Source organism: Methanosarcina sp. MSH10X1 (assembly GCF_004099695.1).
Taxonomy (GTDB): Archaea; Halobacteriota; Methanosarcinia; order Methanosarcinales; family Methanosarcinaceae; genus Methanosarcina.
The window spans coordinates 1-14491 of sequence record NZ_SCHL01000028.1 but is presented as its reverse complement, the minus strand read 5'-3'; the positions used below and the strand labels follow the sequence as shown (position 1 = coordinate 14491).

At 37.8% G+C, this 14491-nt stretch carries 10 protein-coding genes and 2 tRNA genes; 4 read left to right on the top strand and 8 right to left on the bottom strand.

What is annotated here, in order from left to right:
• Positions 1-468 precede the first annotated feature (468 nt).
• The 3 genes from EQO05_RS14350 to EQO05_RS14340 all read left to right on the top strand — a co-directional run bounded on the left by EQO05_RS14350 (position 469) and on the right by EQO05_RS14340 (position 5950).
• Positions 469-789: a hypothetical protein gene (locus EQO05_RS14350; RefSeq protein ID WP_128507663.1), complete on the top strand. Its 321-nt coding sequence runs from the start codon at positions 469-471 to the stop codon at positions 787-789.
• 236 nt (positions 790-1025) lie between these two features.
• Positions 1026-3029 carry a site-specific DNA-methyltransferase gene (locus EQO05_RS14345; protein ID WP_128507661.1) on the top strand — a complete coding sequence of 668 codons (2004 nt, stop codon included), beginning with the start codon at positions 1026-1028 and terminating at the stop codon, positions 3027-3029.
• Positions 3029-5950 carry a DEAD/DEAH box helicase gene (locus tag EQO05_RS14340; RefSeq protein ID WP_128507659.1) on the top strand — a complete coding sequence of 974 codons (2922 nt, stop codon included), beginning with the start codon at positions 3029-3031 and terminating at the stop codon, positions 5948-5950. The genes EQO05_RS14345 and EQO05_RS14340 overlap by 1 nt, the downstream gene beginning before the upstream one ends.
• 413 nt (positions 5951-6363) lie before the next feature.
• On the opposite strand, the gene EQO05_RS14335 is transcribed toward EQO05_RS14340, so the two are convergent.
• The 5 genes from EQO05_RS14335 to EQO05_RS14310 form a co-directional block, all read right to left on the bottom strand.
• A tRNA-Leu gene (locus EQO05_RS14335) sits at positions 6364-6448 on the bottom strand.
• A 199-nt stretch (positions 6449-6647) separates the two neighbouring features.
• Positions 6648-7556, bottom strand: coding sequence for an ornithine carbamoyltransferase (argF, locus tag EQO05_RS14330; protein WP_048042219.1), 909 nt, complete (start codon positions 7554-7556; stop codon positions 6648-6650).
• A 188-nt stretch (positions 7557-7744) separates the two neighbouring features.
• Positions 7745-9046, bottom strand: coding sequence for a phosphoribosylamine--glycine ligase (purD, locus tag EQO05_RS14325; protein WP_128507657.1), 1302 nt, complete (start codon positions 9044-9046; stop codon positions 7745-7747).
• 710 nt (positions 9047-9756) lie between these two features.
• A complete protein-coding gene (pyrE, locus tag EQO05_RS14315; RefSeq protein WP_128507655.1) occupies positions 9757-10314 on the bottom strand; it encodes an orotate phosphoribosyltransferase in 558 nt (185 codons plus the stop codon).
• 352 nt (positions 10315-10666) lie between these two features.
• Complete coding sequence (locus tag EQO05_RS14310; RefSeq protein ID WP_240664752.1) at positions 10667-11194, bottom strand: CDP-2,3-bis-(O-geranylgeranyl)-sn-glycerol synthase; 528 nt, start codon at positions 11192-11194, stop codon at positions 10667-10669.
• 1318 nt (positions 11195-12512) lie between these two features.
• Here EQO05_RS14310 and EQO05_RS14305 point away from each other — a divergent pair.
• Positions 12513-12911: a hypothetical protein gene (locus EQO05_RS14305; protein WP_011308457.1), complete on the top strand. Its 399-nt coding sequence runs from the start codon at positions 12513-12515 to the stop codon at positions 12909-12911.
• Between the two features lie 590 nt (positions 12912-13501).
• On the opposite strand, the gene EQO05_RS14300 is transcribed toward EQO05_RS14305, so the two are convergent.
• From EQO05_RS14300 to EQO05_RS14295, 3 genes are all read right to left on the bottom strand, one after another.
• Positions 13502-13714, bottom strand: a complete 213-nt coding sequence (locus EQO05_RS14300; RefSeq protein ID WP_128507651.1) for a MoaD/ThiS family protein — start codon at positions 13712-13714, stop codon at positions 13502-13504.
• Entirely contained in the window at positions 13711-13839 is a 129-nt protein-coding gene (locus tag EQO05_RS16165; protein ID WP_255420867.1) for a hypothetical protein, read from the bottom strand. The genes EQO05_RS14300 and EQO05_RS16165 overlap by 4 nt, the downstream gene beginning before the upstream one ends.
• A gap of 578 nt (positions 13840-14417) precedes the next feature.
• A tRNA-Gly gene (locus tag EQO05_RS14295) sits at positions 14418-14489 on the bottom strand.
• Positions 14490-14491: the final 2 nt, after the last annotated feature.

Here is a 14491-nt window from a genome sequence, read left to right as displayed (position 1 = left end):
TATTTTGGAAGAATAAATCATTTATCTCACAATAGTGAGAAATTCAAAAATAACCTTGAGTAAAAAGTCAAATACGGTTATGCCGAAAAACCACACAAACTAATACACTTTTCTGGCTTTGTATATATCCCAATAGATCAGTCCGATGAGTGGAATTCGAACCCACGAATTCCTTCAAACCAGAATCTTAAGTCTGCCTCTTTAGAGAAGTATCTTCTGCAACTCACAAGAAACCTAAAAACCAGATAAAAGCATAAAAGTAATTAAAAAATTAATGCGAGAGGTGCGATTCGAACGCACGAACTCCTACGAGACTACAGTCTTTCAAGCCGAGCACTCAGAAACCGAGAATAATTAAGGATTTAGATGTTCTGGAAACCTTAAGCCAAAAAACCCATAATACCAAACAAATCCAGCGAAAATTTATTATATACTCCTGAACTCTTGCGCTGTTCTAAAGAGTTTGAGATGGCAAAGGCACGAGCCAGGCAGCGGTTAGTAGACAGTGGAGTATCTGAATCCGAATTACTTGAACATGAACGCATGGACTTAATCTATGATGCTGAAGTCATGGATGCGAACCATAATTTCTTAAGGGCCTCATGGAACGCAGAGAACCCTGATAAGCCACAAATAAAAATTAATTATCTTTTCGATTGCCCGGTGAAAGTTGAAAATTATAAAAGAGCACTTGATAAAATGAATTCGTTATTAAACAAAGATAGAACTCCTGAAGTTATTGACGCAGAATATGAATTACTTCGAGCAATGTACGAATCAGGGATATGAGATTTTAATAATTGTATTCTAGCTCCGTGGAAAATTTCTAATGGATATTTTTGAGATAAAGCACCCAATAATCCTCGGTCTATCATCAATTTATTCACAAATATATAATATCTACTCTTTCCTTAATATTTCTCTATCTTTTACATTAACCATAAAAACTTTAATAATAAAGTTTTAATAGTGTTTTACCAAACTGAGTTAATTAGAAAAACATCAAAGCACGTGGGTTTTTTATAATGGTAGAAACGAAATCTCTTATTACAGAATTGCCTAAAGTAATAGAACGTGGAAGCAAAGAAGCAGAAAAAATTCTGGATACTCTTTCAAAAAAAAATAAAATCACATTACAAACTAATGAATTGGTTTTACCAACTAAATCTAAAGGAGGCTTATTCTCATTTACAGGTCAAACTGTTAAAGGCGATGTTAAGAAAGACTGGCTTGACAGACTAATTTACGGAGACAATCTTTTAGCAATGCAGGCACTTTTAGCAGGAGACCCTTCAACAGGAATGCCCTCAATGAGGGGAAAAATTGATTTAATCTATATTGACCCTCCTTTTGACTCTAAAGCAGATTATAGGACAAGAATACATCTTCCTTCGGTCGATATTGAAGCTATGCCTACAGTTATAGAACAGCATGCTTATTCAGATACGTGGAAGAATGGAACAGTATCTTATCTCGAGATGATGGTTCCAAGATTGATGTTAATGAGAGAACTCATGAGTGAACAAGGTTTTATTTTTGTTCACATCGACTGGCATATCGGGCACTATCTAAAAATAATATTGGATGATATATTTGGAAAAGAGAATTTTAGAAACGAAATTGTTGTTAAAAGAATAAAAAAGAATATTCAAGAATATGAAACAGTTAAACAAATCAATTCTGGTCATGATACAGTATTATTTTACAGCAAAAATATTAATGCAAGATTTAAACCATTTTTGAGACACAACGAAAGAGATGAAAGATACCATTCTTTTGAAGCATCAGGGCATCGAAATGGAATGGATTATGAATTATTCGGGTTCAAACCAAGGAATGGGAACCATTGGAGATGGACAAAAGAAAACGCTGAAAAAGCAATCAAAGAAGGCATTTTAAGACCTAATCCAAAAACAGGAAAACCAGAATATAAAATTGCAGAAACACAATTTGAAGTTAGAGACACTATTTGGGATGATATTACAGCATATTCCTTTAAATTCAATTATCAAACAGAAAAAAATGAAGATCTTATCGATTTGATGATTGAACATTGTTCAAATGAGAATTCAATTATTGCAGATTTTTTCGCAGGTTCTGGGACAACAGGAGCAGTTGCCGAGAAAGCCGGAAGAAAATGGATAATGTCTGATTTAGGAAAACCTGCCTGCATGGTCATGAGAAAAAGGCTAATTGACCAAGACGCAAAACCATTCTTATATCAATCAATAGGGGATTATCAAAAAGAGCAGTTTGAAAAATCTGCTTTCAGGACTATTGGGGATCTTGCTCATGTTGTCATCAATCTTTATGGAGCATTGCCTTTCCCTATTCAGGAGGGAATACCAAATAATTTAGGTTATGATAAAAGAACTAAAACGCTTGTCTTTGTTGATTCTCCTTCAAAAATGACTGGCTATAACACTTTAAAGAAAGCTCAAGAATTAAGAGCATCATTTATGGGAGGGTGGGATAAAGTTGTTGTTTTGGGATGGAACTTCCAGCCAGATATTGGAAAGGTAATGGATAACCTTAAAGATGATAAATTAGAGGTTTTGGTTATCCCTCCTGACTTATTGGACCAACTAAAGTCAAAAGCGAGCTATGCAAAACTCATAAAATCTGGAACTGTCAGATTCTCATCGCTCCAATATTTGACAATTAAACCAGTGAAAGCAATACTGGGAGAAGAAAATGATGTTATTGAAGTTGAATTAGATAATTATACTCTCCTTTCTCCTGATGTGTTGCCTTTAGACCAGAAAAATAAGGAAAAATTAGAAGAAATTATGGGTAAAGACCCATTGAGTTTAATTGAGTACTGGAGTATTGACCCTGATTATGATGGAGAAACCTTTAGGAGCAAGTGGCAGGATTATAGGCAGAACACAGAGAATGATAGTGATCCCTATAGAGTTATAAAGAAAGCTAAACTCGAAATTCCAAAAGTTAACGGAAAAAGAAAGATCTGCGTTAAAGCGGTAGATGTTTTCGGTTTTGAAAGTGTTACTGTTCAGGAAGTGAATTAATGGTAAAATCAACACATTCAGGAACAAGAAATGTACCTTTAAAGCTAGCTGAAGCAACAACTGCTATTGTTAATGCAGAATGGGAAAATGGGGGGTTTTTAGATAAAGTTACACCAGTAACTAAAGATTTACTCAGATTCTGGGATCCTGAAGGAAGTTTTGCAGATTTAAGAAACTCTAATTTTCACAGAGGCCAGTGGCAATCAATCCTTAATTCTATTTACATCCATGAAGTCATGAAGTTAAAGAACGTTCAAGACATATACATGACAATTGAACCTCAATTATTGCAGGAAATGGATCTCTTGGATATGCAAAAAAATAAGTATCTACACCCAAAATACTGCATAAAAATGGCAACAGGTACAGGAAAAACATGGGTCATGCATGCTTTACTTATCTGGCAATATCTTAACGCAAAGCATGAAGAAACAGCATCAGGGACTTACTCCAAAAAATTCCTTTTCGTTGCTCCTGGGTTGATTGTTTACGAAAGATTATTAGATGCTTATCTTGGAAAGACTCAAGAAAACGGGCAAAGAGATTTTGATACCTCAGATCTAAAGAAATTCGAGGACATCTTTATTCCAGAACCATATAGAGAAGAAATTTTCAATTTTATCCAATCAGCAGTCTGTACTAAGGAAGAAATAGCAAGAAAGACTACTGGAGACGGGTTAATAGCAATAACCAACTGGCATTTATTGGTTGAAGCTGAAGAAAATGACGAGGATATTAGTCCATTGGAAGATCCAAGCATAATAGTAAAAAAGGAATTCCCAATAAGACCAGGAACTTCAGCGGGTCACAGTTTAGATGTTTTGGATAGTCAATATTTCAAAGGGAAACAATTAGATTTTCTCGCTAATTTATCTGATATTGTTGTTTTCAATGATGAAGCTCATCATTTAGGAGAATGGAAAAAAGAAGATGAAGTTTTAGAGAAAAAGTGGCAAAAAGCGTTAAGCAAAATTCAGAAGGATAAAAAAGACAAATTTATTCAAATAGATTTTTCTGCAACTCCTTATAATGTTACCGGAAGCGGGCAAAATAGACAAATACACTATTTCCCTCATATAATTTCTAATTTTGAACTTAAAGAAGCCATAAAATTAGGTTTGGTTAAGACTGTTGCCATTGACAAAAGAAAAGAGGTAGCAGCCCTTCCTTTAGACTTCAAAGCTGAAAAAGATGGAAAAGATATCAAACTATCTGATGGTCAAAGGGTGATGCTCAGAGCCGGGCTAAGCAAATTGAAAATTTTGGAAGACGGATTTACAAGCTTTGACAAGGAAAAATATCCTAAAATGCTGGTTATATGTGAAGACACCAGTGTTGTTCCTTATGTAACTCAATTTTTCAAGCTAGAAGGCTTATCTGATGATGAAATAATGGAGATTCACTCAAATAAAAAAGGTGAGGTTAAGCCTGATGAATGGGATGCAATTAAACAAAGACTGTTCAATCTCGATAAACATGCAAATCCAAAAGTCGTTATCTCAGTTCTTATGTTAAGAGAAGGGTTTGATGTAAATAATATCTGTGTCATCGTTCCTTTAAGGTCAAGTACCTCATATATTCTTTTAGAGCAGGTAATCGGTAGAGGTTTAAGATTGATGTGGAGAGAACCTGATTATACCGAGATTAAAAACGAAAATAGAGATAAATTATTAGTCAAAAAACAAGAGCCCGACAATTATTTAGATATTTTAAGCATTGTTGAACATCCTGCCTTTATTGAATTTTATGAAAGGGTTTTAGAAGACGCTATTGGTAAAGTTGAGAAAGTTCCAGAGCGTGAAAGAGTTATTGGAGATTTAATCAATATCGGATTAAAAGAGGATTACAAGGACTATGATCTTTTTTGGCCGATCATAATTCACGATAAAGAAGAATTTATTGAAGTAGGTGAGTTATCTGTTGAAGACCTTGAGCCTTTTCCAACTTCCTTAGATAAATTAAAGAATATTATTCCAAAACAAGACGGAGATATCTTTTATGGAGAAGAGCTAACCGTAAGAACAAGATTTGGAGAATACACGGTAACCGCAGATATATTTAATGCAAAAAATTATAACTCATTTGTCTCAAAATTAATTAATATCGTTTCTGCTGTTCCTGTTAAGATTTCAAAAAGAAGTACAAAAAATTTTCCTGTGATGCAGATCAATACTGCTCAAATAGCTCAACTTGCTGACAGATATATCAGATATAAATTATTTAATCAGGAATTTGATCCTCTCATAGATAATAATTGGAAGATACTTCTACTTACAGAATCAAGAATTACAGAGCATATAATACGAAACATCAGTACGAGTATATACGATTTACAGAATAAACTGGATGTAAATGAAGCAAAGATTGTAAAAAGACAATTTTCTGAGGTCACTGAGATTAAAGGAAGAGAAAGATATTGCATAGAAGTTTCAAAATCAATCTATCCAAAAGTTCCTTTCCCTAGCAATAAGGGAGGATTTGAAAGGGCATTTATCGAATTTATTGATAGGGACGCAAAAGTAGAAAAATTTGTAAAAATAAATGAATATGCTCATAACTTTGCTAGTATTCTTTATATTAGAGAGGATGGATTGTTATCTCATTATTTCCCTGATTTCATAGTTAAAGTAAATAATATAATTTACTTAGTAGAAACAAAAGCAGAAAGAGATGTAAATAGTCCTAACGTAAAACTTAAACAGATTTCCACAGTTGACTGGATCAATAAGATAAACGAACTAAACGAAGAAAATAGGATGAATTGCACTTGGAAATATGTATTATTAGGTGAGAAAACATTCTATTCAATGTCAGAAAAAGGAGCCACTACTTCTGAGATCTTAGAATATAATCTAATGAGCAAATCTAAGATAAGAGGAACACTTACGAGATTTATAAGCGATGAGGACGATAAGTATTAAAAATAAATTTAAAGTGCTTTTGGTGAAGACGTAAATTAACATTTCACTATTCATTTTTGATGTGAAAGTGCTCATAACATTTTCACATGTTTTATTGATTTTTAAATTACAAGATTTTGAGACGAAGTTTGACTTTGGGTTTATCCAAGGAATCATTAAATACCTAGAAAATTAACTTTAGTATTCATAAGTCCTAAAAATGGTACTTTTAACATTTTATAATTGCATACAAACATCTGACTTTCTATTTTTAAGTTATTTATACCTAAAAGTTTAATCTGAAATGCGAGATTTTGAGGATTCGGATCCTCATACCAAATCTTAAATTCGTTTGCTTAGGAATTCATCTTGCCGCAACTCATAAGAAACTCAAAGAATAGATAAAAGCATAGAATCAATTAAAAAAAGTATTATGCGAGAGGTGCGATTCGAACGCACGAACTCCTACGAGACTGGACTCTGAATCCAGCGCCTTTGACCTGGCTGGGCAACTCTCGCATGATGTGGCTTATGTAACAGGAGCAATAGTAGTGCTCTTTGTTCTTATACTTTTTCCTTGAAAGCCTGTTCGGAGGACGAAATTCGCCTGAACTCTTCCAATAATTTCCTTTGCCTTTATACTCAAACCAAAAAACAGAATCCAGAAACTGCTTGAGACTATAAAAATATATAAATAAATTTGGAATTGATAAGATTTTCATCTCATCAATTTCAGGATAAGGGCTTTTTGTGCATGCAGGCGGTTCTCGGCTTCATCGAAAATTACGGAATTTTTGCCGTCCATGACTTCATCCGTAATCTCAAGGCCACGCCTGGCTGGCAGGCAGTGCATAACTATTACATCCGGCTTTGCGGCTCCGAGGAGTTCGGTGTTGACCTGGAATCTGGCAAAGTCTTTCAGGCGTTTCTCCTGTTCGGCTTCGTCACCCATGGAGACCCAGACGTCCGTATAAATGATATCCGCATCTTTTGCGGCAGCTTTAGGGTCATCGGTAATAGTAAACTTGCCTCCGAGAGCTTTTGCCTTTTCAAGGAATTCGGCTTTCGGTTCATATCCTTTCGGGCAGGCGACTGCAAATTCCATCCCCATGATAGCCGAGCCGAGCAGGGCTGAGTTGCAGACATTGTTCCCGTCTCCCACCCAGGCGAACTTAAGGCCTTCGAACCTGCGCTTATATTCCATTATGGTCATGAAATCGCCCAGGATCTGGCAGGGGTGTTCCCGGTCCGAAAGTGCATTGATTACGGGTATTGCTGAGTATTCAGCTAATTTCTTTACCGTTTCGTGGCTCATAACCCTTGCCATAATTCCATGAAGGTAGCCTGAGAGGGTTCTGGCAGTGTCCTCAATAGTCTCGCCTCTTCCTATCTGGATATCCCTGGAGTTCAGGTAAAGGGCATGTCCCCCGAAGTCGGTCATTGCGACCTCAAAGGATACTCTGGTTCTTGTGGAAGATTTCTCGAAGATCATCCCGAGACTTTTGTTCTTCAGGAACTCTGTAGATTCTCCTGCCTTGCGTTTTGCTTTCAGGTCTGCGGCCGATTCGAGGAGCTCGTATATCTCCTCTCTGGACAGGTCAGTTATCGAAAGTACATCCTTCTTCATCGCTTCAACCCCGACTTTATTCTAGCTAAATCTACTCCATTATAGCTGAATTTACTTCATTCTGGCTGAACTTAAACTTTATATTACTGCATAGTACTTATTTTCACGCCGTACATTTGCAGGACTTTTCAGGCAGTTAACTTACTTCTATCAATTAGATAATTCCGAACAGTAACTTTTTTGTGCGGTTAACCCCTGAGTTCTCTCATATGGTCAATTCTCTTCTGGATAAGTGCAGCAGTCCCAATGTCTTTCCGGAAAAATAGTTTACCATGAAGGTTTTCAAGGGCGCTCTGGGCAATTTTTTCGGCTGCAGCTATGGTTTCCGCAACCCCGACAACTGCAATGGCGCGGGAAGTTGTTGTATAAACTTTTCCGTCTTTTTCATAGACACTGGCATAGTAAATCGAAGCTTTCCCTATGTCTCCTACAGTTACCTCGCTGTCCTTTTCAGGCTTATCAGGATAACCAGCAGGAACTGCATACTTACAGACAGTCGCTTTCCTGCTGAAACTTACAGGGAGGCTTCCAAGGGTTCCTTTAACCACCGCAGACATGATTTCCACAAAATCGGTTTCAATGAGAGGAATCACGTTCATGGCTTCGGGATCACCGAATCGCGCATTGAATTCCACTACCTTGGGACCGCTGGCTGTAAGGATGAACTGGCCATAGAGAATGCCCTGGTACCCGGTTCCAGTTTCTTCATGGAGTGCCTTTACGGTATCCTGCATAATCTTCTTTGCTTTTTCCAGATCTTCAGGGAGCATAAAAGGCAGGATTTCCCTGGCGTCGGTATATGAGCCCATACCGCCTGTATTGGGTCCGAGGTCTCCCTCATAGGCTCTCTTGTGATCCTGCACTGCAGGGAAGAAAGCAAGATTTTTTCCATCCACAAACGCCTGGAGAGTAAATTCTTCTCCTATAAAGCGTTCCTCGATAACCACGGCTCCTTTTTCGAGAAGCTCACTTGTGTAGGCTTTGGCAGCTTCAAGGTCAGGGAGCTGGTCTCCCATAACTTTTACGCCTTTGCCCCCTGTCAGACCCGAGGGCTTGACTGCCACGTCTCCAAGTTTTTCTATGAAAGCATGGGCAGGCTTTTTTTCTGTAAAAACCTCATAGGCAGGGCAGCCTGCAATTCCATATTTCTTCATGAAATTTCTTGCCCAGGCTTTGTCAAATTCTATAATCGCACAGGCTTTTTTAGGTCCTACAACCGGAATTCCGGCTTCCCAGAGGGCATCCGCAGCTCCTGCTGCAAGAGGGGCTTCGGGACCTACAAAAGCTATTTCAACATTTCTGGCCTTTGCATACTCAACGACTTTTTCAATCTCGGTTTCCTTCTCAAGGAGAAAATCCTCACAGAGGGCGGCAATTCCGGGATTTTTCTTCGCCATTAACGCATAAAGGGAGGGGTTATGCTTGCTTTTCTTGATTCCTTCGGCGATTGCATGCTCTCTCCCGCCTCCGCCGATAAGCAAAATTTTCATTTTTATTCTCCTGGTTTTAAAAAGATTACTTTATTATATTCAGGTTTGATTTCAATATCAGGTTTGATTTCAATATGTACTGATAATGGGGTAAGATAAGAAAAGGTAATGAATTTCAGTCCTCAAAACCTCTCGACGTTACTTTATGCACTTATCTGTTGTTATTGACAATGCTTTTTATCAGAGATACACTCAAGGACTTCCTAGTTCTCTATTTCTTCTGATAAATATCTTCTCATTGTCAGGCTTCAGATCTACACAAAAGTCGTTCTTTTCAGTGTTTTTTAATTACCTGTGCTGCCTTCCAGTGTCCATAACCTGGTTTTATTAAGTGAAAAAGAGTAAATTCTTCTCACGAGATTACAGGCGCGAACGAATCCATATGAAATTTTCCAGGATGAGTATCCGGAAGTAGCAGCAGGTTTTAATGATCTTATTGAAGCCCAGAAAGCGTTGAAAGGCTTGATGCTAAAAGAAAACAGCTAATCAACGCAGTCATCCAGATTGCGAATCGGAATCCCGCAGGCATGTAGATACATTCAATGAAGGCAAAAATGAGAGGCAACTCGTGATAAAATATTGTTGCAGTAATCCTTATTTTTAATCATCCGGTTTTGCCAAAGTTCTTGAGTGTCTCCTTACAGCGATTAGGGATTCTAAAGTAAAATCTGAAAAGCCTCGTTAACAATGGAAGGGCTCTCGCACTTTCCTTACTTTAAGAGATCACCTGCACTCACAAGAGGAACGAGTTCCGTACCTGTCTCGTTTAAGTTTTCTCTGGCTCCCTCTTCCCTGTCCACGACTGTAATTACATACTTAACATTTGCTCCGGTTTCCCTGACAACCTCAATTGCATCCCTGACCGAGCCTCCGCTTGTTGTCACATCTTCAAGCATTACAAGCCGGTCTTCCGGTTTAATGTCGCCCACGAACCTGCTCTTTGTGCCGTAGCCCTTTACGGCTTTCCGGACTATAAGCAGAGGAAGGTCAGCCTCCATTGAAACCGCGGTTGCCAGCGGCACACCCCCAAGTTCCACACCTGCCACTATATTAACATCCATTTGTTTTATCCTGAATGCTGCCTGCCGCGCTATAAGTTTTAAGGTTTTAGGATCAGTACTGGCTTTTTTAATGTCTATGTAATATTTGCTTTTCTTCCCTGAGGCAAGCGTAAAGTCCCCGTAGCGTACAGCTCCGCAGGCTTTAAGGGCTGCTATCAGTTCCTGTTTTTGCGTCTCTATTTCACTTTCTATTTCCGGTTTGCTCATGATCTCACCTGTTTGCAGCCTTATTAGCTATTTGTTTTTAAATATTACCTGCAACATATTAAATATTATATATCTCGATAACAGCATCAATTCCCAGGCTTTTTGATCAAACTTTTTCGGAAAAAGTATGTGATCAGGCTTTTTGATCAAACTTTTTCGGAAAAAGTTTGTGATCAAGCCTTTTTCGGAAAAAGTATGTGATCAGGCTTTTTGATCAAACTTTTTCGGAAAAAGTTTGTGATCAAGCCTTTTTCGGAAAAAGTTTGTGATCAAGCCTTTTTGATCAAACTTTTTCGGAAAAAGTTTGTGATTAAGCCTTTTTTTGAGAACGTTTGTGTTAACTTCTGCAAGTTTACCACGGCTCTTTCTTTATACCTGTGAAGTATCCTATTATATTTGTCGTCAGATGCAGCAGAGGTGTCGTTATGAGGATGGTTAACATTACCGAAGTTGTAAAATTATTTATGAACCATTCCGGAGCTGTCAGGTATGCAAAAACCCAGGCGCCGATTACAAAATCCAGCTGGTCTACCAGTGGAAGCGGAGCTCCTCTTTTCAGGCCCATCCTGCGCTTGAAAAAGCTCTTGAACATATCTCCGAAAAGTGAGCCGCAGGCAAGTGCCAGGACAACTTTGAAAGCCTCGGCATAGTTTGCGCCGAAAGCTGGCATCTCAGTGCCCAGGATTTCGAATCCTCTCGAACTCAGCCAGATCTGGATGCTACCTGCAAGCACTCCGAAGAAAATGCCTGAAAAAAGTCCTCTGTAAGTTTTTCCATCTCCTATAATCCTTCTTCCGTCCCTTAGGGTCCGGCCTCCGTCAATCGGCTTACCACCGCCGAAAACAGCAGCAAAAGGATTGGGAAGGTACGCCGGAATCATCAGCCAGAACGCTTTTATTATCAGCTCGATCGTTGTATCAACTCTTTTTATCGGTTTTGTCTTTATCTTGAAGCGAACTCAACTTTCTGGATATTGATGTACTCTTTATTTTGCTGTATAATTTGCCCGCAGGACATACCATAACTCTTGCTCGTTGTTTTCTTAACTTTCGAACTTATCAGTTTCGGTTAATAATTGACTTAATGGTGGGTCTGGATGGTTTACCGGACGGCAGGCTTGAGCAATCAATTTAAACCAATTAAATAAGGGCTTGATGTGCCTGGTTAATGGGCTTATCTAACTATTGACTCTATTTAATTGTATTTATTTTATTAAGTTTTGATCTTAACTCGCGCTCCTAAATGCATTTCATGACCGCGGTCCCCGATTAGTTTTTTCCAGCAGAGGATAGTTAACATAGAGAAATGAGTTGATAAGGAAAGATGAGTTAACAAGAGTAAATCCGTTAAATACAAACAGCTTAGTAATTGAGATATTTACCAGCCTTTATTCTTCCGATGTCTGCTTTATTTTTTGTAGCTGTAATCATTGTAACTCGGAGTAATGTATTTCTAATAATATTTTATCTCTTTTATTTTTTAAATCTTTTTCTCTCTTTAGAGAAATAACTGATATTAAAGGGGATCCCAAGGTTTAATTTGCCCAGTGTGATTATTCTTTTCCTTCACCTGAATTGGAAATTTAATACTTCTATCATAGCTCTAACCGCACTTTCTCCTGAAACCGGAACCCAAATTATTAATCAGTTGGATTATAGTATTTTTACCATGAGGCTTGAAATTTTTTATTCGGATTCATTTATTATAATAGCCTCTATATATGAACATTTTCACACAGTAACACATGCCAGGAGTGACTGAAAGTTTTTCAATTCCCTTTTAATATATACAACTTTAAATAGTATGAGTACATTATTAATTGTTGGAGATGAATAACCTTCTAATTATATACGTATACAGGTTTAATTGTTAAATCTGTAAGGCCCTTCCCATCAATGTCATAAAACGGGGCTCTAGTAGTCGGTTATAAACATATATTATTTGTTTTTAATAACCGGTTGTTGGACTTAAAACGGAAACAATCCGCTATATTACGTAAAAACGTTTTTTATCGTCTTTAAAATTTCAAAACGAAATACGTTACCGTATAAATATATCTACAGTGTATATATTTACCAGTTGTTGTCAGTTTTGAGAGGTAATTATAAAAGCATTCTTTGAAGGTCTAAACATAATTATCTTGATATTATTTTAACTGACAAACATATCCATTAAACTACAAGTATGAAGGGGTTATCATGAAAGACTATGAAGTAAAAGTGCTGGACGAAAACGACCACATTTTTATTGAAACGTTAAGGAACCTCGGGATGTCCAGAAATGTCGCTACAACCATGGCATATCTTATGAATGTTGACGAGGCATCATCCCGTGAAATCGAAATCAGTACCGGATTAAGACAACCCGAAGTGAGCCTTGCAATGAGGCTGATGCGCAACCAGTCATGGGTCAGCGTTCGTTCGGAGAAGAAACCTGGTAAAGGGCGCCCGATAAAGATTTATGCTCTTGCAGCTCCCGTTGACGAGATCATAAGTTATTACGAAGACAAAATTTACAAAGAATCTCAGGCGACTATCTCAGCAATTAAGAAACTGAAGGTCATGAGCAAAAAAGTGCCTCTTACTCCCTCAAAGTAAAGACCCTCAAACAGGATTTGCTCCATAATGGCTGACAATCCTCTTCTGGGGTTCGACCATTATGGAAGTAAAAATCTTCTCATTATTTTTCGTTCCTGCTCTTTACTCTTGATTCTCTCTGCTCACTCAATTGTCTTTTCCCCCGTTAAAAATAACGAATTCCGGGTTCTTGAGCCTTTTACTGCGCCTCTTCTCCTCTTCTCCCCGGTTTAATTCTCATCGAGCTTCTTAGACCTTCTCTTTTCATTATCTCCCCTTTCATATCCTTCTATCCCTCGCCTTAATTCCACCTTAAACCAGTTTGCTTGGAATATATACCAGGGGAGTTATCCACCGCTATTCTGTGTACATGGATTGAGTTACAAACCGCTGTCCCGCAAGCGTGGCGTCGCTTGAGCCCGCCCCGGTTACACCGGTTAGATAAATCAGAGTTTTCGATAAAACCTTTTCTCAAAAGGTTTTCGCTCAAGCATTTTTTGAAAAGGCTTGGTAAGAAACGCTCTTAGTGATAAAAAACTCTATATCAGACTTTAAAAAAGGTGGAAAAAAGGAATTGTAATAAAGGAGGGGTTCTGCCTTTTGCTGGCAGGTCAGCCCCCTGTGACAACTCTGAGAATTGTAAGCTTATCGGAACTGACTGCCCCATCAAGGGGGACAGCATTCCCTCCATTTAATACAAGTACTGTTTCCTGATTTATATCCAAAGTATTAAGCAGGTCTTCGTAGGTAGCACTCTCAGCTATTTCTACGGTCTGCTCGGAAATCTCTCCAGCCTGGATTGTTATGTGTACTTTTCTACTCACTCTATAGATCCACCGCCGCTTACCTGAATTTCGTCTACGATTTCCTTTATTAACTTCTGCTCCAGTTCATATTCTTTTCTGATGCCTTTCCTTTCTGCATTTCTTTTCTGGAACTTTCCTGTCATTTTCAAATCTCCTACGATTTTTCAGGTTTGCAACATAGTTGGTATAGATCTCTTCAAGCAGACGTGTCTCTCTGTCTTCTCGAGATGTATATCCAATAATTATAATGATTTTATGTTTTAATTAATTTTTTGGTTGACAATGAGCTGGTTAACACATTTTATTTCCCAGACCTATGACTACCACCTGCACTAAACTCAGAACTTTAGTATAGGTTAACATTGGGTCTGATGTCGTTCTAAAACTTGACAAAAAAAAGTATAAATTGAACTCATGAAATTAATCCAGGAATTATTTGTTCAAAAAAGTATATTTTGCTGAAAAGCTGGATAACTAAAAGAAGTTTCTAACCCAAAACAAAAAGTTTTAATACATGTTTATTTCGGAAATAGAGCTAACCTGGAACAGGGAAATAATAGAGACTGAAGAAAGAATAGAGACTGAAGAAAGAATAGAGACTGAAGAAAGAATAGAGACTGAAGAAAGAATAGAGACTGAAGAAAGAATAGAGACTGAAGAAAGAATAGAGAACTGGATAGATTGCCTGACTCTTAACTTTAATCTGCTTCGTCAGTTATTATACATCAGCCGGGATTCGAACCCGGGTTCGAGCGTTGGCAACGCCCGGTGATGACCGCTACACTACTGATGTGC